This window comes from Paenibacillus sedimenti (assembly GCF_014534655.1).
Lineage (GTDB): Bacteria > Bacillota > Bacilli > Paenibacillales > NBRC-103111 > Paenibacillus_E > Paenibacillus_E sedimenti.
Genome location: NZ_JACVVD010000014.1, coordinates 88,408 through 109,047 on the forward strand (window position 1 = coordinate 88,408; position 20,640 = coordinate 109,047).

Here is a 20,640-nt window from a genome sequence, read left to right on the forward strand (position 1 = left end):
ACATATCGAGCAGCAGATACAAATATATGTAAATAGTATAGCGAAGCGGCTCGATGAATAGGTGGTGAGTTGAATGTCGCGATCCAATGGAAGCAATGGCACGGGGGATACGTACACCAGAGTGACTTTTCAAGCGCTGGTAGATGCGATAATTCCACCTACATGCAGACATGTAGAAGGGGGAGGGACTGAACTTGTAGCCGGAGCGGTTCAGCTTTGTATGGACCAATTCGTGATGAGGGAGATTGATCATTCGCAATTTGTTCCGGTAAACAAGAATCGGAATCCGATCCCTCTATTAAGGTCAACAGCGCAATTGCTTGATATGGGGGCTGAGCAATTAATTCGGAGCGGGCTAGCTCAGCATCCGCTAAACGCTTTGCTCTTCCCGGGCGGCAGGCTGTTTTCTGCTCTGTCACGCGTAGATAGGCAGCAAACATTGGATCTGCTTGATCGGCTTGACATCCCCCTTCAACTATTGCCCCCTCCCTATCAAAACAACCCCGGAATCATACAAACCATGATAGATTCGTTAAATCAATTAACGATGTTTGGCTATTATTCAGAATGGTTCGGGTATGGAACAACCCGCCTTTTCCCTCCGGACTACCGGCAGGTTGAGTTTTTTCCTCCGGCCGAACGATTTGAATATATATCTGTTCAAGGAGCAATACAACAAGTATGAAGGTGAAATGAATGACTTGATCACAGGAAGACTTCGTTGGGGGCCAGCGGATAGAAGTCGCCCTCCGTGGTTTCGGAATGTCATGGAGCGGGGGTTTGTTTGGCAAAACTCCGGTGTCGGAGGGACTACGCAATCTTATCTTGCCAATTGTCCCCGAGCTTTTCCTGTGACGGTTGACCATGTTTGGCCGATCTCTTACCGCGAGCTGGTTCCTTATTATGAAAAAGTGGAAGCGACGCTGCCGGTTGAATTTGCGCCTATGACTTCCAAAGAGGAACTGTTTTTTTACGGCGCGAAAAAGGCCGGTTGGCGGCTGATTCCTACACTGGATGTGACAACTCCTGGCTATCGCCCACAGCCCAACGCCATTCTACCTCCGAATAAGAACCTTACCGATCCGGGCTATTCGGCGGAGCAGTTATCCTGGATGCAAGGCTGCACCCTAGCCGGTCATTGTATCAACGGATGTCCGCACGGACCCTCGGTAGATAAAATTGCAAAGCGTTCAACCAATGTAAGCTATGTCCCGCTTGCGTTGCGAACAGGCTGTGTAACCATAAGACCCAACGCATTTGCTATCCGAATTTTGACGGAGCATCAACCGGCGGCAGGGCTGCGTGCAATTGGCGTACGCATAAGGGATACATGGACAGAGCAGACGGAAGAGATCAGGGCTAAAGTTGTGGTCATGGCTGCCGGAGCGATTGAAAGTCCACGGCTTTGGCTAAACTCGGACTTGCCCGGCAATCCATGGGTAGGAAGGGGGCTGGTGAATCATTATTTTGACTGGGTCACGGGAATGTTTGATGAAAGAGATTTGGTCTCCATTTTGGGAAGCCCGGACATTAATCCCTTTGTAGGTCATACATCAGGGGGAAGGCTGGACTATCCCGGACTTGGGTCCATTTTAGTTACAGGGCTTAGCCCCGGACTAGCCGCCTCTATGAGCTTTGGAATAAGTCAGTCCGGATACAGTTCCTTGCATCCGCCCCTTACCGGAATGCCGTGGTATGTGCAAGGCCGCGTCATAGGGCCCGAGCTGCAGCAGTGGATGGAAAACTATCGTAGAACGCTAAGCATCGTCATATTTGCAGATGATGAGGTCGATTATCGAAACGGGGTTACGGTTGATCCTGATAATAAGGATGAACATGGACCTGTCCCGAAGGTGAGCTACGTTTCCGGACAACGGGGGCGAAGGAACCGCAACGAACTGGTTAAAATCGCAGTGGAAATTTTGCGGCAAGCAGGAGCCAAAAAGGTGCTCCGGACGGATTGGCCGGCTTCCCTAATGATACATATGGAGGGCACAATGAGGATGGGGTTTGTAGTCGATGAAAACTGTGAATCCTACGAGACCAAACGGCTATACATAGCTGATAATAGTGTACACTTTAATGCGTTGGGCAGGGCGAATCCTACGCTTACTACGCAAGCCCTCGCCACTCGAACAGCTGAGAAACTGGCCGACAAATATTTTAATTAAAGGCAGCCATAAAATAAATTCCATACCGATGGGTACTCTAATAAGAAAAAAATGGAGCTGTGAACATGAATATCATGGAAGTATTCAATGATGCGATTAAGCCGTTTCTGGATGGCGAAAAGCCGCCTCTAAATGTCGGAGAAGTGATGAATCTATGGTTTTATTTGGCGGCAACGGAACAATCCATGCGCGGTGAACAGGTATCTTTCAATATTGTTCAGGATCCTGAACTTAAGGAGAAGATAAAAGTAGTCATTAACGATGTCCATGGTCCGATATTCACGGATTTAACGGAGTTTTTAAAAGCAGAAGGTATCCCGTTGCCCCAGGGAACGCCGGAAAAGCCGGTTGGCGATTTCCGGAATATGCCGGAGGGTTCCAAGTTGTCTGACGAGGAAGTGGCGAATCTTCTTAGTTTTAATATTATGATGGGAATAAATTATGCTTGCCGGGGGATGACGGAGGCGGTACGTCCGGATGTAGCGGCTATGTTTGCCAAATTTCAGATAAAGAAGGTAACTTACTCGATACTGTTAAAAGATCTATTAATGAAAAAAGGATGGTTAAAAGTACCCCCGTATTTTAAAACGGAAGCATTGCAAAACGCCGGTCATTGACCGGCGTTTTAATTCGTAGAGTTGTAATTTATTTTGCTGCTCCGTCATCAAGTGCTTCCCTCAGAAAGCTCCCGGTATGCGAATCATCGACAAGAGCGATCATCTCAGGAGTACCCGCAGCACCGACCATTCCGCCCGCATCGCCCCCTTCGGGCCCGATATCGACGACCCAGTCAGATTCGCGGATTTCGAATTAGTGACGAGGTTTTCCTTTTTCCTTATGGACGCTAAAGTCACTATTGCACAAGGGCTTGTCAATGTTATAATGATACAATATGTATCAAATTTACGGAGGTTGCTATTCAATGAATCGTAGCGTAAGGAATATGTGGAAAAAAGGAACGGCTATTCTGCTCGCCATTGTGCTGATCCTTTCGGATCTCTCTGCGGCGTCGGCTGCCGAGTTGGGAGAACAGAAGGCCGTTGAAGATCCAATGAAATCCAATTTAATGAAAGCGGTTTATGCCGCGTTGGATAATCCAGGCGAAAGTGCAAGCAAGCACAGTGCGGCAACTGCGCCGGTTACGACGGTGGCGGCGAACGCGTCGTTATCGTGGAATTTGCTATCCAAGGTGGATCGCAGTCTGATTCCGACATTATATTATAACAGAGATAATCCGGAGCTCAAGCTGAGCACGGACGGGCGTTACATTGGCTTCAATCGGTTAGATTTAGCTGCAGATCAAAGCCAACTCAAACAGGTTCTTTCTGTTTATGACCGTGTGACTGGAGTCACGGACAATGTGTATAGTGCGGAAGTACCGATACTAGCGAATCAAATACTTCGTTTTGACATCAGCGGTGATGCCCGATACGTTGCTTTTTCGTATGCTGAGGGCATCCATTTGCCGGAGCCGCGGACGTCGGTGTACCTGTTCGACCGAGAAACTCGAATGCTTACTGCCATTACGGGGAATACGGGCAAGAGAGATTTCGATGACGATACCGATATGGTATCCATTAGCGCTGACGGCCAATATGTCGCTTTCGATTCCAATGCTGCGGGGCTTGTACCGGAAGATACCGACGATCTTAGGGATGTGTTCGTGTATGACCGCGAGTCAGGCTCGATCCAGCGGATCAGCACACGAGTCGGAATGAAAGATAATGACTACGGTGACAGTAATGCACCTTCTATCAGTTGGGACGGACGCTACATTGCGTTTCAGACAGATGCGAAACTTGTTGACGATGACTCCCATGACCATCCGGATATTTATGTTTACGACCGTGAAGGAGGGAACGCGCCATTCCAGCGAGTCAGCGCCGGTCTGAATGGTGAGGAGGCGGACGGCAGAAGCAGCCACCCGTCTATCAGCGACGATGGTCAAGTCATTGCGTATGAATCTGAAGCGCGCAATCTCGTTGTTGACGATACGAACGATCTGAAAGATATTTTTGTTTACGACAAAAGATCGGCAATGACGAAGCGCGTTTCCATTGGAGCTGGCGGCATACCGTTCAGTCGGGATAGCGAGCAGCCGGCCATCAGTGATGACGGTCTTTATGTTGGGTTTCAACTAGCATATGAAGCGGTGGATGAGACAGACACGGATTCCGATAATGACGATGAGAACGATTTCCCTAAGGAAGCTTATGTTGCGGATGTGGCAGCGCAGATGGCGGAGCGAGTTAGCGTTCAGAACGCACCCTATAGGCTAGTTAATCCGAGCATGGGGCCGGTCGTCGGCCGTGGCGGATCGTTGGTTGTTTATTTCTCCGAGTATTGGGCAAAGTTTGACGGCACGGATGAGTTCAAACTCCCTGGTATTTTTATTGCCGCGAAAGGGACGGTGCCAGTCTGGCCAGCGGGCAGCCAGCTGCAGCCATCCAACCGGACGGTTGATAGTGTTACGCTGAGTTGGCAGGACGCTACAGATCCCAAAGGCATACTCGGCTATCATGTCTACCAGGACGGTAAGATAATAGGCTATGTTCCATACGGAGGAACAGGAGGCTCCTTTACGGCATCAGGGCTTTTACCAACTTTCGAGCATCTGTTCCAGATTGAAGCGGTAAATACGGACTATCATGAAAGCTATGGCGGTCCGACTTATAAGTTGGACGCAGGCGGCGGTACCCCCGGCGATACGCTGCAAATTGGGTGGGATGCCGAGAAAACAACCGTCATGGGTTTGCCGATGGCGGGCAGCAAGCTGAATTTTTTCGCGTACGGAAACCCAGGCAAACAAATAACAGGAGAGTTGACCTACAAAACGTGGAAAGATGATTCCACCGAAGAAACGCATAAGCTGCCGCTAACGTTGACGGAGAGAGCGGCATCGCCGGGGAAGTACGAAGCCGTTTGGGGGATGGCGGAGAATACGAGCGAAATCACCTCCTTGACGATGAAGATGACCGATCCCGAGTCACCGGGGACCGTAACGGAGAAGCAGGCCTTTGACCTCCCGGTTCAGGTAACGGGAACCGCGGTCATTGCCTTCGACAATCCCGGTTCGGGCAGCTTGAAGGATGGGATTCTGTCTTTGTCGAGCGGCCAATATGGCGAACAAGTTACGATTCTTACAGGAGACGATCCTGTATCTCTGGAAGGCCTTGTGCCTGACAAAGACTACACCATCGTCCTTCGCTCTCCGGATTTCCGTCATATTTGGGCGAAGCAAGAGCAATTGAAGGTGGGGGCCGGCCGGAAGAAATCCTTTACATTGGCCATCGAACAGCCGGCGAAGCTCAGATTTCAAGTGATCGATCAGACCGGGCAACCGGCCGCGAACGTGCAAATGCAATTGTTCGACGAGGAACAGAACTACTTGGGTATGACGTACACCCGCTCAGACGGATGGACGGATTGGGAGGAAGGCTTGAAAGTCGGAACGACGATCGTCGCGAAAGTGGACATCGGAGATCGGCTGGTAGAGCCGGTACCAGACCAGCGGGTGAAACTCATTCCGGGTGCGAACGAGCCGAAGGTCATTCTTAAAGCACCGGGAGAAGGCGTTCTGGAAGGGGTCGTTACGGCACCGAACGGCAGCCCGGTGAAAAACGCGTTCATTACCGCGACCCAAATGTTCCGAGGCAAGCCGATCGTCCGGAATACGCGGACGAATCTGGATGGAGCTTACCGTCTATCCCTGCTGGAAGGCGAGGCGAAGCTCGAACTATATGAGTCGGCCTATCATTACAGCGCGGGCGGCATTGTGACGGCGCAAATCGCGGAAGGACAGACCACCAAGCTGAATATCCCGGTGCGTCAGCCCAGTACAGGCGTCATCAATTTGGAGGTTCGCCTGAAATATCTGGAGGACAGCGATTTCGGCGAACCGGTCAATCTGGAGCAATTGGGCTTTCATACAGTCATAGAATCGAAGTTCGGCCATATGCCTGGGGGTTATATGTCGGGGTATTTTTCAAATGCCTATCACTTCGGGGGATTACCGGGACAGAAGGTATCGGTATGCGTCACGAGCTCGAAACCGGCGATTATGACCGTGTGCGATGAGGTGACGTTGGATGAGAACTCCAACGCAACCGCCAAGCTGTTTTTCGAGGAGAAGGGAGGCCGAATTCAAGGGAAACTGGCGAAGACGGATCACAGGTGGATTAACGGAAGGATCTACAAGCTGGTCGGAGGATCCAAAACTTCGTCGAGGTACGTCGGAGACGACGATTTCTCGGAGGACGGCACGTTCGATATTAACGTTCCGGAGCCTGGCACCTATCTCATGGAGCTGGCCAGACGTCCTGTTGGCGACCAGGTCGATTACGAATATGCGAATGTGCAGTTTACGGTAGCGGATAAACAAATTTTGCCGATCGGGACGGTAACGTTCGGCGGGAAGAAGTATTTCTCCAATTATGCCGGCAACCATTACGATGCCCTGAGCAGCAGGGTACTGCCAGGCGGTACGGTAAGCTTCCGAGCCGGATTCAACAACCGGAACGATTCGGAGGCGACCGGCGTCAGTCTCATATTCGACATCCCGGAAGGGATGACGCCGGTCAAGGATGCAGGCGGCCGCATTGTCATAAGCGGAGCCGCGACGGAAGGGGATGCCCGATTGGAAGGCCAGTCCTTGATCGTTCCGATCGGGACGCTGGCGAAGAAACAGTCCGGCACGATCGGCTTCCAAGTAAAGGTGGATCCGGCATTTAACCAGCGTTCGTTGAAAACTTCCGCCATCATACGCGCCAAGATCGGCACGGAGCAGGTGGAAGAGACGATCGGCAGCATCCAGTTGGATGTACCGCTCGTTACGCTTGAGGTACCGGAGAGGGTTTTCAGTCCGATCGTCAAGCTGAGCGGAGTCGCACCGTCGGGAAGTACGGTCAAGGTATACGACGGCAAAGCGTTGATCGGCAGCGCGCCGGCTGCCGTTTCGGGAGTCTGGAGCCTGGAGGCGGAGCTGAACGATCTGGGCGATCCCAGCACCCATGCACTTCGGGCAGAGACGGAAGCGGGGGGCGTGACGCTTCAGTCGCCGGTCTCTTATATAAGCTATGATACGAAGAAGCCGCGGCTGCTGGAAGTCGCCATGTCCCAAGCGCCTGATGGCAGATGGGTGACGCTCAATACCCGGGAAGGGATCTCCCGTCTTGCCTATACGGTCAGGCCGGGCAACCCGTTCCAGTTCGATCTGAAGTTCGATAAGCCGGATGAGGTGGAGAATGTCTACATCTATCTGGATGGTCAGACCGGCGATCCGATCAAGGCGGTAAGGGACGGAAACTTTTTTCACGCGGTGACCCCGACCGGCAGAGGTGCCCTCGGCGATATCTATGTCGACTATGATACCAAACCGGAACCGTTCGTAAACGATGGCCGATACCCCTCTCTTGAGGAGGTGCGCCAGTCTCTTCCGCCGACGATGCACGATTTCAAGCTGGAAGTGAAGTCTCCATTCGAACTGAAGAACGGCAAATATTCGGGCACCGTGCAGTTCATCTTCCCGCAATTGAAAGACCTTAAGGCCACGGTTACGTTGACGATCGGACTGAACTCCGGCTATAAGGCGACGAAAGAAGAGCTGGAGATGGCCGAGAGGTCGGGGTTGCCGATCCTGAACGCAACGTTCGGAGCGACGGAGACGGAAGACGGGTTCAAGACCGTATCGAAGGGTCATATTCCGATGAACGTACTGTTTCCGAACGGCGTGCCGGAGGGCCTTACGGCCTCACTGGCAGCCGGGGATGTCCAAACGTTTGACGACCCGGTACTTACTGATGTGACGACGGAAACGTTCGTGCAGTTCGGGCCTGGCGGAGAAGAGTTCGGCAAGATCAACGGGATCAAGAAGCAATATTCGGATACGATGGGATTCGCCGAGAAAGTCATGAAAATCACGGGTAGAGTCGAAAGCTTCGGGATGGATTGCATCGCGGAGCTCCCGAAGACGGTCAAGCAAGCGGGGCATGCGCTGAAATCCCTCGTCGTGGGCGAGGTGACCAAGTTCGGGCTCGGAGCTTGGACGGCCGCGATGGGCTTGACCGGTCCGGGCGCGATTGCAGCCGCAGGCGCGACGGCGGTAGCCGGACAACAAATCGATAACTACGTGGACTCACAGATTGACGCGATCGGTACCGGATATAATCAGTGTTTGGACGAAGAAGTCGACGAGAAGAAGTTGAAGCGCAAGAAAATCGCCCGTCCTCGCTGGATCTATGATCCGAGCGGTTATATCTATGAAGCCGTTCCGACGAATCGTCTGAGCGGCGTGAAGGCGACGGTCCTCTATAAGGACCCGGTCAGCCAAGAATGGACCGTGTGGGACGCGGGGCCGTATGAGCAAGTGAATCCGCATAACACGGACGATCAAGGCAAATATGGCTGGGATGTTCCAGAGGGCAAGTGGAAGGTCGTCTGGGAGAAGGAAGGCTACGAGACGAAGACGAGCGCGGAGCTTGACGTTCCGCCGCCGCATACCGAGGTGAACGCGGGGCTCGTTTCCTGGGAATCGCCGAAGGTTCAGACGGTGACGGGAGTCACTTACGGTGGCGGCGGTTACATGGATATTCAATTCAGCAAGTACGTGAAGGTGCCTTCGAATATCCAGGCGCAAGCGGTGACGGTGACTGGACCGGATGGCCAGGAGGTGGAGGGAACGCTGTCGTTCGTAAAACCGGAGCTGAATCCGGCGGATCCTGCCGGACAGGAGACGCTGTCGACGACCCTCCGCTTTACGCCGAAGGACGCATCCGCTTTGAAGGTTGGCTCGGATTACGCCTTGAAGGTGAAGGCGAACCTCTTCCAAAGCTATGCCGGCGTATGGATGAGAGAAGGCCATGCCGGTCGATTCACGGTTAGCCTGCGCGATGAAGCAGGACCGGTTCCCACCAGCGCGACGGTAGATGAGGGAGGAATGATCCTCAGCTTGACGTTTAATGAACCGCTTGGAGCCGCGATAGACGCATCCAAGATAGATTTGAACGGCAACGCCGAAGCGATTGCTTCGGTCGTTCGATCCGCAGCGGCGGGTGGAAATCATACTCTGCTCATCAGTCTGACAGAACCATTGCCGGCCGGTGAAACGACATTGAAGGTGTTGGGCGGAGCGGCCACAGACGCTGCAGGCAACGTGTCGAGCGAGCAGGAGTTGAAGGTTTCCAGGCAAGCGGCTGGAACGAATTCCAAGCTATCGGCACTGTCGATAGCCGGAGGCGTGTTGTCGCCGGATTTTGATCCGGAACGTCTTTCTTACACGGTGAAAGTATCGCAGACGGCGGAAGACATACAAGTTACGGCGGTGACAGCTGATTCGAAAGCGAAGCTCACCGTAGACGGCGTCGAAGCCGTCAGCGGCACGGCTAAATCCGTACGGGTTCCGGACAAAGGGGACATTGCCATCCGTGTCACGGCAGAGGATGGCCAGACCGTTCGAGAGTATACCATTGAGGTGAAGCGAGAGGCGAATCCGCCATCGACTGACGCTACGCTATCGGCATTGACGTTGAGCAGCGGTACATTGACACCAGCGTTCCACAGATCAACAACCGCCTACAGCGTGGAGCTTCCAGTTGGAACAACTGAGCTGGGGGTAACAGCAGCGGTGTATGACGCCAAATCGAAGCTGACCATAGGTGGCGCGGCTGCGGAAAGCGGTGTAACGAAGGTCGTGACAATCCCGAACGATAAAACCATCCGCGTGGCGGTGGAATCGGAAGCGGGAGCGACGAAAGAGTATACGATTGAAGTCAAGCATCCTGTCTTGAGTGAGAATAACGAACTGAGAGCATTGACGTTAAGCAATGGCACATTAACGCCTGCGTTTAACCCGGCAACAACCGCCTACAGCGTGGAGCTTCCAACAGGAACAACCGAGCTGGGGGTAACAGCAGCGGTGTATGACGCCAAATCGAAGCTGACCATCGGCGGTGTGGTTGCGGTAAGCGGCGTAGAGAAAATCGTAACGATTCCGAACGATAAAACCATCCGCGTGATAGTGGAAGCGGAATCGGGAGCGACGAAAGAGTATACAATTGAAGTCAAGCATCCTGTTGTGAGTGAGAATAACGATTTGAGAACGTTGGCGTTAAGCAATGGCACATTAACGCCTGCGTTCAACCCGGCAACAACCGCCTACAGCGTTGAGCTTCCAGCAGGAACAACCGATCTGGGAGTAACGGCAGCGGTGTATGACGCCAAATCGAAGCTGACCATAGGTGGCGCGGCTGCGGTAAGCGGCGTATCGAAGATCGTAACGATCCCGAACGACAAAATCATCCGCGTGGTGGTGGAATCGGAATCGGGAGCGACGAAAGAGTATACGATTGAAGTCAAGCATCCTGTCTTGAGTGAGAATAACGATCTGAGAGCATTGACGTTAAGCAATGGCACATTAACGCCTGCGTTCAACCCGGCAACAACCGCCTACAGCGTTGAGCTTCCAACAGGAACAACCGAGCTGGGGGTAACAGCAGCGGTGTATGACGCCAAATCGAAGCTGACTATCGGCGGTGTGGTTGCGGTAAGCGGCGTAGAGAAAATCGTAACGATTCCGAACGATAAAACCATCCGCGTGGTAGTTGAATCGGAATCGGGAGCGACGAAAGAGTATACGATTGAAGTCAAGCATCCTGTTGTGAGTGAGAATAACGATCTGAGAACGTTGGCGTTAAGCAATGGCACATTAACGCCTGCGTTCAACCCGGCAACAACCGCCTACAGCGTGGAGCTTCCAGCAGGAACAACCGATCTGGGAGTAACGGCAACGGTGTATGACGCGAAATCGAAGCTGACCATAGGTGGCGCGGCTGCGGTAAGCGGCGTATCGAAGATCGTAACGATCCCGAACGACAAAATCATCCGCGTGGTGGTGGAAGCGGAATCGGGAGCGACGAAAGAGTATACGATTGAAGTCAAGCATCCTGTCTTGAGTGAGAATAATGATCTGAGAGCATTGACGTTAAGCAATGGCACATTAACGCCTGCGTTTAACCCGGCAACAACCGCCTACAGCGTGGAGCTTCCAACAGGAACAACCGAGCTGGGGGTAACAGCAGCGGTGTATGACGCCAAATCGAAGCTGACCATAGGTGGCGCGGCTGCGGAAAGCGGTGTAGCGAAGATCGTAACGATCCCGAACGACAAAATTATCCGCTTGGTAGTTGAATCGGAATCGGGAGCGACGAAAGAGTATACGATTGAAGTCAAGCATCCTTTTGGGAATAACAATCTGAGAGCATTGACGTTAAGCAATGGCACATTAACGCCTGCGTTTAACCCGGCAACAACCGCCTACAGCGTGGAGCTTCCAACAGGAACAACCGAGCTGGGGGTAACAGCAGCGGTGTATGACGCCAAATCGAAGCTGACCATCGGAGGCGCAGCTGCGGTAAGTGGAGTATCGAAGATCGTAACGATCCCGAACGACAAAATCATCCGCTTGGTAGTTGAATCGGAATCGGGAGCGACGAATGAGTATACGATTCAGGTCAGCTATACGAGTAATAACGATCCAGATAGTCCCGACACTTCACCCGGCTCAGCTCCAGCACCGGCAGCTAAGGACCCTCTGAACTTGGGTGAGACTGCGGTCAAAGAGAAGAAAAAAGCCTCGAGCGGTGGAACTGCCCTAGTGATCGACATCGGTAAGGATGCGGTTACCGAAGCTTTGAAGGATGGAAAGAAATCGAAAGAACTCTATGTCGAAGCGAATGAGCCTCTGGATGAGATCATCCTGCAGCTTCCAATTGATGCGCTTCACCAGTTGGAGAGCGCGCAAGCGGTATTGTTGGTGAAGACGCAGCTGATGAATGTGAGGCTGAATGCTGCCGCGCTTCAAACCAGCGGTTTGGCTGAAGGGACGACGATCCGGTTAGTTATTGCCAAAGCGGAGGATCAGCTCGCGAAAGCTGCTGCCGAGGCTTCCCGTAAACAAAACGAAGCATTGAAAATGATTACAGGATCGGTAATCGTTCTTGTGCAGGCTGTAACCGGTGGTAGTGTTACACCAATTTCCCTGTCTGCGAAGAATGCGCTGCAAGGAGAATTCGCTGAGCTGAAGGGAGGCCTCCCTGATGTCTATCGATATGATGCTGCTTCCCAATCTTGGATTTATGTCCGGAGCCAGAAGAATGCGGATGGCAAAGGGCTGAAGTTTGATATCAGCACCACCGATTCATATGCCGCGATGATCTTTGCCAACGGCTTTGAAGATATGGTCGGGCACTGGGCCAAGCAGGATATCGAATGGTTGGCGCGCCGTCTGCTCGTTAACGGCGTATCGACTAAGGAGTTTAGACCTGAAGGTTCCGTAACAAGAGCAGAATTCACTGCCATGCTTATAAGAGCACTGGCTATACCGGTATCCGATACCACCAGTGCCGTGCAGTTCACGGATGTGGACCGCGAGGCTTGGTACTATAAGTCAGTTATGGCAGCTGCCTCGAAAGGTCTCGTAAACGGTTTGGATCCGGGAGTTTTTGCACCGAATGAGACAATCACACGCGAACAAATGGCCGTAATGATCGGCCGGGCTTATCAAATTCTCGGTCTTGGCAGCACTTCGACCACGGACACAGCAGCGTTGGATAAATTTGTCGACAGTGGTCACATTCAAGCTTGGGCGAAAGGCGGAGTTGCTTTGGTACTGAAGGAACGCCTCATGCAGGGCGTAACGGATGAAACCTTCGAGCCGGCAGGCATTACGACCCGCGCGCAAGCCGCGATCGTCATTGGAAGATTGCTGAAGAAGCAGGAGTAAGAACGGTTTTCAACTCGATTTAATACAAAAGACACCTGGAAAGGTGTCTTTTGTATTATGAAAGATCGAGCGGTATCATCTTACCGGCGAATTTGACCGCGAACTTCTCCGTCCGGATTTTGAATGGTATGGACATTAACGTAGGCGTTGCCATTTTCGATCTCACGGATTAAATCTCTGATCGTTTTGCCTTCCAGTTGGCCGACTAAATCTTGATTAGTCAAAACACCTCGAACGACTCCTCGTCTTACGGATATGCCAAATTTATTAGGGCCGAACAGGAAGGCAACTACGGGACCGTTTTGGCCGATTCGTCCCAGATGAATATGGCCTTGCGTGACGCGAGAAATATTTCGGATGACAAGTATGAATCGTAATTGCGTACCGCTTCTGTTCAGCTGGAATAATGCATTTCCAGAAGCTATTGTTCTTACTGGAGGTACCTCATTTCGACCGCGTAAGATTGCCCTGAATGTTTTGATAAGACACCACTCTCCTTCACTAGTATTACTTCTATTTATTCAGTGTTGGTAGGAATGGTTTGTTAATAGGCCTAATAGTAAGAGAAATATACGAATTTCTATCTGAGGTTTAGAGGTTATCGCAAGGGCATATGATTATTGGATCTGGGGACTGGCTTTTTCAATCGCATTGGCTGCAATGACAGGTACGTGAACGAGCGCCAGACCCATTCCATGGGACCATACCGGAAATTGCGCATCCAGAGCGTACTGAATACAATCTGACAGGCGTAAATTGAGATACTCATCAGAATGGCTGGGATCGTCCCTATCCGATAAAGATGGAACAAGGCAGCCAAGGCGACGCATATGATGGTTTGGCTCAAATAATTGGTCAATGCCATTTGTCCGACATAGCCAATGGGGCGAAGTCGGGTGATCCATTGTGAATTCGTCATGAGAAGAAGGAAAGATAAGATATAGAAAATACTCAAGGTAATCCCGCTGAATTGGACGAGAACGGTGGTCACAGTTTCATGGCGAAAACCGAAATTGACCTGTTTGGTTAGGAGAACGGCCAAAGCAGATAGTAAGGGAAGATTGACTGCTAAACTAATGAACCACATTTTACGGATCGATCGTTTTTTATCGGGAAGATTGGCGAACCAATCCTTTTGTCCGCTAAATACGCCGATCAGAAACATCGCCAGAATAGCCGGCATGAAAATGGGCTCGAATGGCGCGACAGCAGGGGCTACCATGTTTAATTGGTAATCGATCCACTTCGCATACGTCAGGTTATCAAAGATTTGATCAACGACGGGGAGGAGTTGCAGTCCTTCATGAATACTATTCTGAGCTTGTTCTGGAGTCGTTATAAAAGCTAGGCCGAACAAACCAAACCATACAGCGACTAAGCAAACGATCCAGATTAAAATGGTTTTGCTTTTTCTTTTATGAAAAAACAGTAGGAATAAGCCCGTTATTGCATATAAATGCAAGATGTCTCCTGTCCAAACCAGAAAAAAATGGGCAACTCCGAACAGGGCAAGCGCCGCAATCCTTCTCAAATAAAGTCGTTTGATGTTAAGAGCTTTGGATTCGGCTCTCTTCATGAAAATAAAAAATCCAAGTCCGAACAAGAACGAAAAAATAGTAAAAAATTTTCCTTCTACAAACATTCTGATCAAAAGCTCGCCTACACGATCTGTGCCTGTGTACTCTGAAGGAATGCTGTAAACGCCATACATCCAGCTAGGATAAAAAAACTGCGGTAAATTCATCAATAAAATTCCGAGTAATGCGAATCCTCTCAGAATATCAATCACAATGTTCCTTTCATTGAATGGAACGGGATTTGCCTTCATCATTCACGCCACCTCATAAGTAAGATTATACCTTCCACGATACATCCCAATGGTGAAAGAGGGTATTATGCTTGGGGATAATTCGATGGTATACGTGAGGATAATCGTTACGATTTATGAGAGAATTTACCGTCGACGCTGGAACAATAGCCAATTGACGCATTCCAAGCAATTGAGTATGATGAAAATAAGCTTAATTTCCGTTAAGGCGGAAAGCGGGGGAACCAATTAATTGGGGCGAATCATGATCCATGTAGGGAACCATCTTTCCCGAGCCCGACAGCTAACCTCGTCAGCATAGGATGGGTCAGTCTGCTTTTTTATGCTATTTTGCATACACGGACCCGTGTTTACGGGTCTTTTTTTGCATTTTAGGCTCCATCCCAATGTTACAGATGCTGTCATCTTCATTCGTATCATAAAGGAGGATGAGCCATGAACCAACGTATTCAGGCAGAACACGTGCATCAACTTGATCATGATCAGAAGGAAATTCTTCGAAGCCAGTGGACGCCCCAAGAAGGCGAATATATCTTGTTCGCTGACCAAGAAGAGATGATCTATTATCTGGCTGGAGTTGAGAAACATAAATCACTCCCTTTGTTAAGCGTTGGACAGATGATCGCTTACATCTCGGGCCGTGATGCTTCGTTTAAGATGCATTTTGATTCCGGTGTATGGCAGGTATCCGTATCGGGTTGTCGTTATAAGGATGCTGAACTTTGCGACGTTCTTTGGGAAGCGATGAAGAGAATCCTAAGCCATGCAGTTCAATAGCACTTTGGCGTACAGGCGGGTATTCATTTAAGGCACTTGCGCCTTTGCAATCGCAATTATTTCGCTGATTTTGGTCTCGAGTTTAATGATCTTTTCTTTTTCTTCATTAATTTGGCGCGATAGGGAGATGAGGGGGGCGAGTGAGCTCAGTATACCCTGTGCATCTCCTTTTTTCACTGCCTGTTTAAACGCACTCCATAGCGGAGTTATGCTAGTTTCGGTGGTTCTAATGGCGCCTTTCTTGGCTTTGATTTGTACGTTGATTGGATCTATGTCCGCGAGGGTACCGCGAATCTTTTTCATTGTTTTGGAGGTTTTGTCTTTAGCTTCACGGGATGCTTCTTCTTCGGCTTTGATGTCCATACGAGCCAGTTGCACAGGGATTCTCAGGGCGTTGGCTTGAAAACGGAGCATGCTGTTAAGGTCCTTGTTTTTCAACAATCTTGCCGCCTCAATCTGCTTATTCAATGCGGTGTAATGGGAAAATAACGGTTTGTATCGTTCCCTTGCCTGTGTCACTTCCGCTTCTAATTTGGCTAGTTTGGCTGCATCGATTTCTTTGATTTGTTTATTGAGTGCGGTTTCTTTCTCTACGTTTTCTTTGTACAGAGCGCTGATTTTGGCATCCCAGTCCTTGTCTTGGTTTTGAAACGTGAGGAATTCATTATATTGTGATTTGATTTTACTTGCCTGCGACTGAGTGGCGCCTGCGATCGTTTTGTCGAGCGATGATTGCATGGAAGGTGTAATTTCAAGTGAGGCAGCGGCAGAGACTGTGGCTGGGGCGGCTAGAGCAAGCAGGAATACGGCGAGTAATGCTTTGGAACTTATGAATTTTTTCAATAGGATCCTCCTCCTAAATGGTTAAATGTGACGGAATTCACGACAAAAAAAGCACCTGCAAGAAAGGCTGTCAGCCTATTCTTACGGGTGCTTCCGTCGTAAGTCGTCCATATGAATCTATATGTGTAACTATACAAGAGGCCTCTGCGAGTGTCAAGAAAGAGTGATGTTCAACGGCGCACGCGAGAAATTTGCACTAGGCTCTGCATGTATTTTAAACTAGTGGTAGATGGAAAAATAACCATAAAAGATGGGAAAGGCCGATTGCGCATGATGATGAACCAGCTTTCCATTAATCAATTGAAACAGTTTAAACATGATATAACCCGATTTATGATGATGTATAAATTCGCGCTGGATGAAATGGAAACAAGAATTGAAATTTTAGTCCAGGAATTCGAGATGCTGCATGAATATAACCCGATTGAGCATACGAAAAGCCGCTTGAAGTCACCGGAAAGTATTGTGAATAAGCTTTATAGAAAAGGTTGCGACATTTCATTCCCCAACATACGAGACAACATAAAAGATATTGCCGGTTTACGGATCACCTGTTCTTTTATATCGGATATTTACGTAATTAGCGAAATGCTTAAAAATCAAAGCGACTTGAAGGTGCTGGAGGAAAAGGATTACATCAAGCACCCGAAGCAGAACGGGTACCAGAGCCTTCATCTCATCATTGAAGTGCCGGTTCATATGTCAGATCGAAGGGAACATGTCTGTATAGAAGTCCAAATTCGGACGATTGCTATGGATTTCTGGGCGAGCTTGGAACATAAAATTTATTATAAGTTTACCGAAGACAATCGAGCGGTACCGGCGAGACTTCTTGAAGAATTAAAACAAGCCGCATATGCCGCTTCTGTTCTGGATCAGCAAATGGAACGGCTGCATAAAGAAATCGAAATCATCAAAGAAGAGCAGTCGGACATGTACGATGAAAAATTGAACCGAATCATCATTAACAATCAGCAATTTGCTCTACCGCAAGCTTTGCTGGGGCTATTGGATGATACAAAAAAATAAACGGTCAAGATTCCATGTATGAAAAAGCCTCCATTCACACTTCAAAAGTGGTTTTGGAGGTTTTTTCGTTCTTATTTTGGGGCTGGCTCACTCGGCGTTACCCTTATGGGACAGCCTCTAGTTTACGCATAAAAAATGGAACAAGGTCCTTAGCCAAGGTCCTCAGTTCGCTAATAACGACGCTCTGAACGTCTAAATCGAGCCAGTCAGAGATCCCCAAAAGTCGCAGTCTGGCGGTCATAACGGTTGAACATAACGTTGTACATGAGTGCAGATAGGATGGCAAGTCCGGTCAAAAGGCCGAATGTCCACGTGAAGCCAATCCATTCGCTAAGCGGGATCGACAGCGGCGCTATTGTGCGGCCGAGCGTGAAGCGTAAGCTGGAGGCAGCGAAATACTGGGCCCGCATATGGTCAGGAGCTAATCTTGATACGAAAGCCTGCTGCGGGCCTGCAGACATAAGTTCCGCCAGTGTGAACACGACGATGGCGAGGGTGAAGCCCCAGAACGTGGACATTTGGCTGAACATCGCGATGCCGAGCGCGTAGAAAAGCGCTCCGCCGATGAACACGTACCGGTCCCGGTAGGAGAGCATCCACTTCGTCACAACGACAGTGAATAGCGCGACGAAAAGGCCGTTTTCCGAGACGATCAGCCCGAAAAGCTGCTTGCCGGTCAATTGCAGGTTCCAATCGCCATAGGCGAATATCGTCGTCATAGGTACCGTTTCTTTTAAGAAAAGGGGAAACAGCAGGTCGAGCTGCATGAACGTCTGAGAAAGCAGGACGCCTGCAAGGACGAATAGCAAAAACACGCGATCGGAAGCAATAATTCGGTAGTCGCGCAGTTGTGCGGCCAAAAACCGATACCACGGTTCCCCTGCCTTGGCGTGCTGGCGGTCAATCAGGTGCTTCGGCAGCGTTTCGCTGAAGCGCCAGTTCATCAGGACGGCGAGGAGCAGGCAGAAAACGGATGCAGCCGCCAATACAGCGTACGGATTGTCTTCGTACAGGATGGATCCGAGCAAGGGGCCGACAACAACCGCCATATTCGCGGCCGTATAGAAGATGGCAAAGACGCTGGAGCGATGCTTCTCTTCGACGACGTCAGCCACCATAGCCTGACTGGCCGGCCAATATAAGGAACCGGACAGGCTGGCGAGGCTGAATCCGATGAAGCCGACGATCGGCATGGATATCCAGGGTGAAGCGGCGCAAGCGAAGATTCCGTATCCGATGGCTTGTCCGAAGGCCGCGATGACCATCATCCGTTTTCGCCCAAACCGATCCGCACAATAGCCTCCCAGCAAATTGCCGAATACCGAGAGCGCTTGCGACAGGATCAGGAGCAGGCCTGCCAAGCCTTTACCGAATGAATTTGCAAAATAAATGGACAAAAAAGGAAAGAATGCCCAAAAAATAACGTTAAAAGCAGCTTCACCGCCTAAGCGGATTTTCAAATTCATATCCCAATCTCTGATTTTCATTGCTAATTATACCTCTGGATGTAAGTGTTTACTTATCATACTACCATTCTTCGTTTTGAAACAAGGCGAATGCAGCATAAAACATGCCACTCTAGCTGCTGAACAGGTCATGGTAAAAAAAATATTGCCAAAATTATGCACATTATTTATATTAATAATATGAATATGAACAATGTGACGGTGATGATTCATGAAAGCACAGGATGTCATTTTAGGAATACTGATGGACGGCACCAAGTCGGGGTACGACATTAAGAAGGATTTTGAAACGGTATTTTCCTATTTCTACGATGCTAGTTTCGGCAGTGTCTATCCGGCTCTGAAGGTGATGGAAAAAGAAGAACTCATTGTGAAAGAAACTGTCATTCAGGAAGGCAAACCTAACAAACATGTGTACGCCGTAACAGACAAGGGGAGAGAGGCATTCCATGCTTATCTTCGTAGTCCGGTTACGGAAGACATTGTCAGATCGGATATTTCCACAAGGCTTTTCTTCGGTCAACATGCTGAACCTGATTTGGTTAGTTCGTGGATTACCGATGTTATCCGTGAGTATGAAGAATCATTACGGATTATCGAACAGTTTGAGCAAGAACAAGGAGACCGGATGACGGTAACGCAAAAAATATGTCTTTCTCTAGGAATCAATAGCCATCGCAATGAGATTGAGACGTTAAAAGCAGGTTTAGTCATGCTCAGAGAGCACCAGGACAATCTAAGGTCACATGGAGAGGAATGATGAAGCGTGCTAACATTGATTAGCGTTATTGTCGTGCTTTTGCTGCTGTGTCTTCTACTTCCCTTTATATTGATTATGCTGAAGCCCAAGAGTAAGCCGTTCAATGAAAAGGTTCTTGCCGCCTTGCCTAAGTTCAAGCAGGACTATTCCACGCTCTCTGAACGCTCCTCTTATGCAACAAGGGACGGAAGCAGACTTGACTATCGCTATTATCCTGCCGATTCGCGGACAGTTGTTATTTTATTGCACGGCATTAGTATTGACGGACAGTATCTGCACGGATTGGCGGAACTTTTATCCCGCAATGATATTGCTCAGGTGTACACGCCGGATTTGCGTGGATATGGGAAAGCGCCGGCAAGACGGGGAGACTGTGATTATATAGGCCAACTGGATGATGATCTGGCTGACTTGATCGAAATCATTAAGGAGCAACAACCCGATGCGAAAATAGTTCTTGGCGGCCATTCAGCGGGCGGAGGAACCGTCATACGATTTGCCGGAAGCCAGTACGGGCAATTGATTCAGGCTTACCTCTTGCTTGCGCCTGCCGTTTCGCCAAATGCTCCAATCAATTATACGGAAGAAGAATCGACCCGAATGGTAACCGTCAATTTGCCGCGAATCATTGGTCTGACGATACTCAACTTCTTGGGTATCAAGCGGTTTAACCATTTGAAGGTGCTGTCGATAAATAAGTTGGCTGAATCCTCCGACGGATTTGAAACCTTGGCGCTTAGTTACCGCCTAACGACAAGCCGCATGCCCGGTTTGAAGTACCAAGACTACTTAAGGGCATTGAAACAACCGACATTGCTTCTGATCGGGGAAGACGATGAGGAATTCAAAGCAAACGCGTACGAACCGTTGTTTCGCCAATATAATAAGGCGGACATACGGATCCTTCCCAAGGGTTTAAGTCATGATACGATGCTCCTGGATCCGCATACATTCAATGCCGTAAAACAATGGATCTACAAGATCTGACA

Annotated in this window: 11 protein-coding genes, 1 pseudogene and 1 riboswitch; of the genes and pseudogenes, 8 read left to right on the top strand and 4 right to left on the bottom strand. The window is 49.8% G+C overall.

All coding sequences use genetic code 11. The annotated features are described in order from the left end of the window. Positions 1-73 precede the first annotated feature (73 nt). The 4 genes and pseudogenes from ICC18_RS28285 (at position 74) to ICC18_RS28300 (ending at position 12,948) form a co-directional block, all read left to right on the top strand. Entirely contained in the window at positions 74-685 is a 612-nt protein-coding gene (locus ICC18_RS28285; RefSeq protein WP_188177768.1) for a hypothetical protein, read from the top strand. Further along, positions 636-2,171, top strand: a pseudogene (locus ICC18_RS28290) (GMC family oxidoreductase N-terminal domain-containing protein); the annotation flags it as partial. The gene ICC18_RS28285 and the pseudogene ICC18_RS28290, both read left to right, overlap by 50 nt. A gap of 65 nt (positions 2,172-2,236) precedes the next feature. After that, positions 2,237-2,788, top strand: coding sequence for a DUF3231 family protein (locus ICC18_RS28295; RefSeq protein WP_188177770.1), 552 nt, complete (start codon positions 2,237-2,239; stop codon positions 2,786-2,788). 305 nt (positions 2,789-3,093) lie between these two features. Next, positions 3,094-12,948 (top strand): cadherin-like beta sandwich domain-containing protein, encoded by a 9,855-nt coding sequence (locus ICC18_RS28300; protein ID WP_188177771.1) that lies wholly within the window; start codon positions 3,094-3,096, stop codon positions 12,946-12,948. An 80-nt stretch (positions 12,949-13,028) separates the two neighbouring features. On the opposite strand, the gene ICC18_RS28305 is transcribed toward ICC18_RS28300, so the two are convergent. Together ICC18_RS28305 and ICC18_RS28310 are read right to left on the bottom strand one after the other, a co-directional pair. Next, positions 13,029-13,430, bottom strand: coding sequence for a CHRD domain-containing protein (locus ICC18_RS28305; RefSeq protein WP_188177814.1), 402 nt, complete (start codon positions 13,428-13,430; stop codon positions 13,029-13,031). Positions 13,431-13,546: 116 nt separating this feature from the next. Beyond that, on the bottom strand, positions 13,547-14,779 hold the full coding sequence (locus tag ICC18_RS28310) for a DUF418 domain-containing protein (protein WP_188177772.1): 1,233 nt from the start codon (positions 14,777-14,779) through the stop codon (positions 13,547-13,549). 177 nt (positions 14,780-14,956) lie between these two features. Further along, a riboswitch (cyclic di-AMP (ydaO/yuaA leader) is annotated at positions 14,957-15,089 on the top strand. A gap of 122 nt (positions 15,090-15,211) precedes the next feature. Between ICC18_RS28310 and ICC18_RS28315 the strand changes: the two genes are divergently transcribed. After that, positions 15,212-15,553 carry a hypothetical protein gene (locus ICC18_RS28315; protein WP_188177773.1) on the top strand — a complete coding sequence of 114 codons (342 nt, stop codon included), beginning with the start codon at positions 15,212-15,214 and terminating at the stop codon, positions 15,551-15,553. 27 nt (positions 15,554-15,580) lie between these two features. Here ICC18_RS28315 and ICC18_RS28320 read toward each other — a convergent pair whose 3' ends face one another. Beyond that, the gene (locus ICC18_RS28320; protein ID WP_188177774.1) at positions 15,581-16,396 is read right to left on the bottom strand and encodes a hypothetical protein; all 816 of its coding nucleotides are present in this window, start codon (positions 16,394-16,396) and stop codon (positions 15,581-15,583) included. A 276-nt stretch (positions 16,397-16,672) separates the two neighbouring features. Between ICC18_RS28320 and ICC18_RS28325 the strand changes: the two genes are divergently transcribed. Next, entirely contained in the window at positions 16,673-17,425 is a 753-nt protein-coding gene (locus ICC18_RS28325) for a GTP pyrophosphokinase (RefSeq protein ID WP_188177815.1), read from the top strand. 206 nt (positions 17,426-17,631) lie between these two features. Here the strand turns inward: ICC18_RS28325 and ICC18_RS28330 are convergent, their stop codons facing one another. Next, positions 17,632-18,912, bottom strand: a complete 1,281-nt coding sequence (locus ICC18_RS28330) for an MDR family MFS transporter (RefSeq protein WP_188177775.1) — start codon at positions 18,910-18,912, stop codon at positions 17,632-17,634. A gap of 190 nt (positions 18,913-19,102) precedes the next feature. On the opposite strand from ICC18_RS28330, the gene ICC18_RS28335 reads away from it, so the two are divergent. Beyond that, the gene (locus ICC18_RS28335) at positions 19,103-19,651 is read left to right on the top strand and encodes a PadR family transcriptional regulator (protein WP_188177776.1); all 549 of its coding nucleotides are present in this window, start codon (positions 19,103-19,105) and stop codon (positions 19,649-19,651) included. A gap of 6 nt (positions 19,652-19,657) precedes the next feature. Continuing rightward, positions 19,658-20,638 (top strand): alpha/beta hydrolase, encoded by a 981-nt coding sequence (locus tag ICC18_RS28340; protein ID WP_188177777.1) that lies wholly within the window; start codon positions 19,658-19,660, stop codon positions 20,636-20,638. Positions 20,639-20,640: the final 2 nt, after the last annotated feature.

Excerpts from the sequence above, each read along its gene's own strand:
- ICC18_RS28285 (WP_188177768.1), top strand. The coding sequence starts at position 74 with ATGTCGCGATCCAATGGAAGCAATGGCACGGGGGATACGTACACCAGA.
- ICC18_RS28295 (WP_188177770.1), top strand. The coding sequence starts at position 2,237 with ATGAATATCATGGAAGTATTCAATGATGCGATTAAGCCGTTTCTGGAT.
- ICC18_RS28300 (WP_188177771.1), top strand. The coding sequence starts at position 3,094 with ATGAATCGTAGCGTAAGGAATATGTGGAAAAAAGGAACGGCTATTCTG.
- ICC18_RS28310 (WP_188177772.1), bottom strand. The coding sequence starts at position 14,779 with ATGATGAAGGCAAATCCCGTTCCATTCAATGAAAGGAACATTGTGATT.
- ICC18_RS28315 (WP_188177773.1), top strand. The coding sequence starts at position 15,212 with ATGAACCAACGTATTCAGGCAGAACACGTGCATCAACTTGATCATGAT.
- ICC18_RS28325 (WP_188177815.1), top strand. The coding sequence starts at position 16,673 with ATGAACCAGCTTTCCATTAATCAATTGAAACAGTTTAAACATGATATA.
- ICC18_RS28330 (WP_188177775.1), bottom strand. The coding sequence starts at position 18,912 with ATGAAAATCAGAGATTGGGATATGAATTTGAAAATCCGCTTAGGCGGT.
- ICC18_RS28335 (WP_188177776.1), top strand. The coding sequence starts at position 19,103 with ATGAAAGCACAGGATGTCATTTTAGGAATACTGATGGACGGCACCAAG.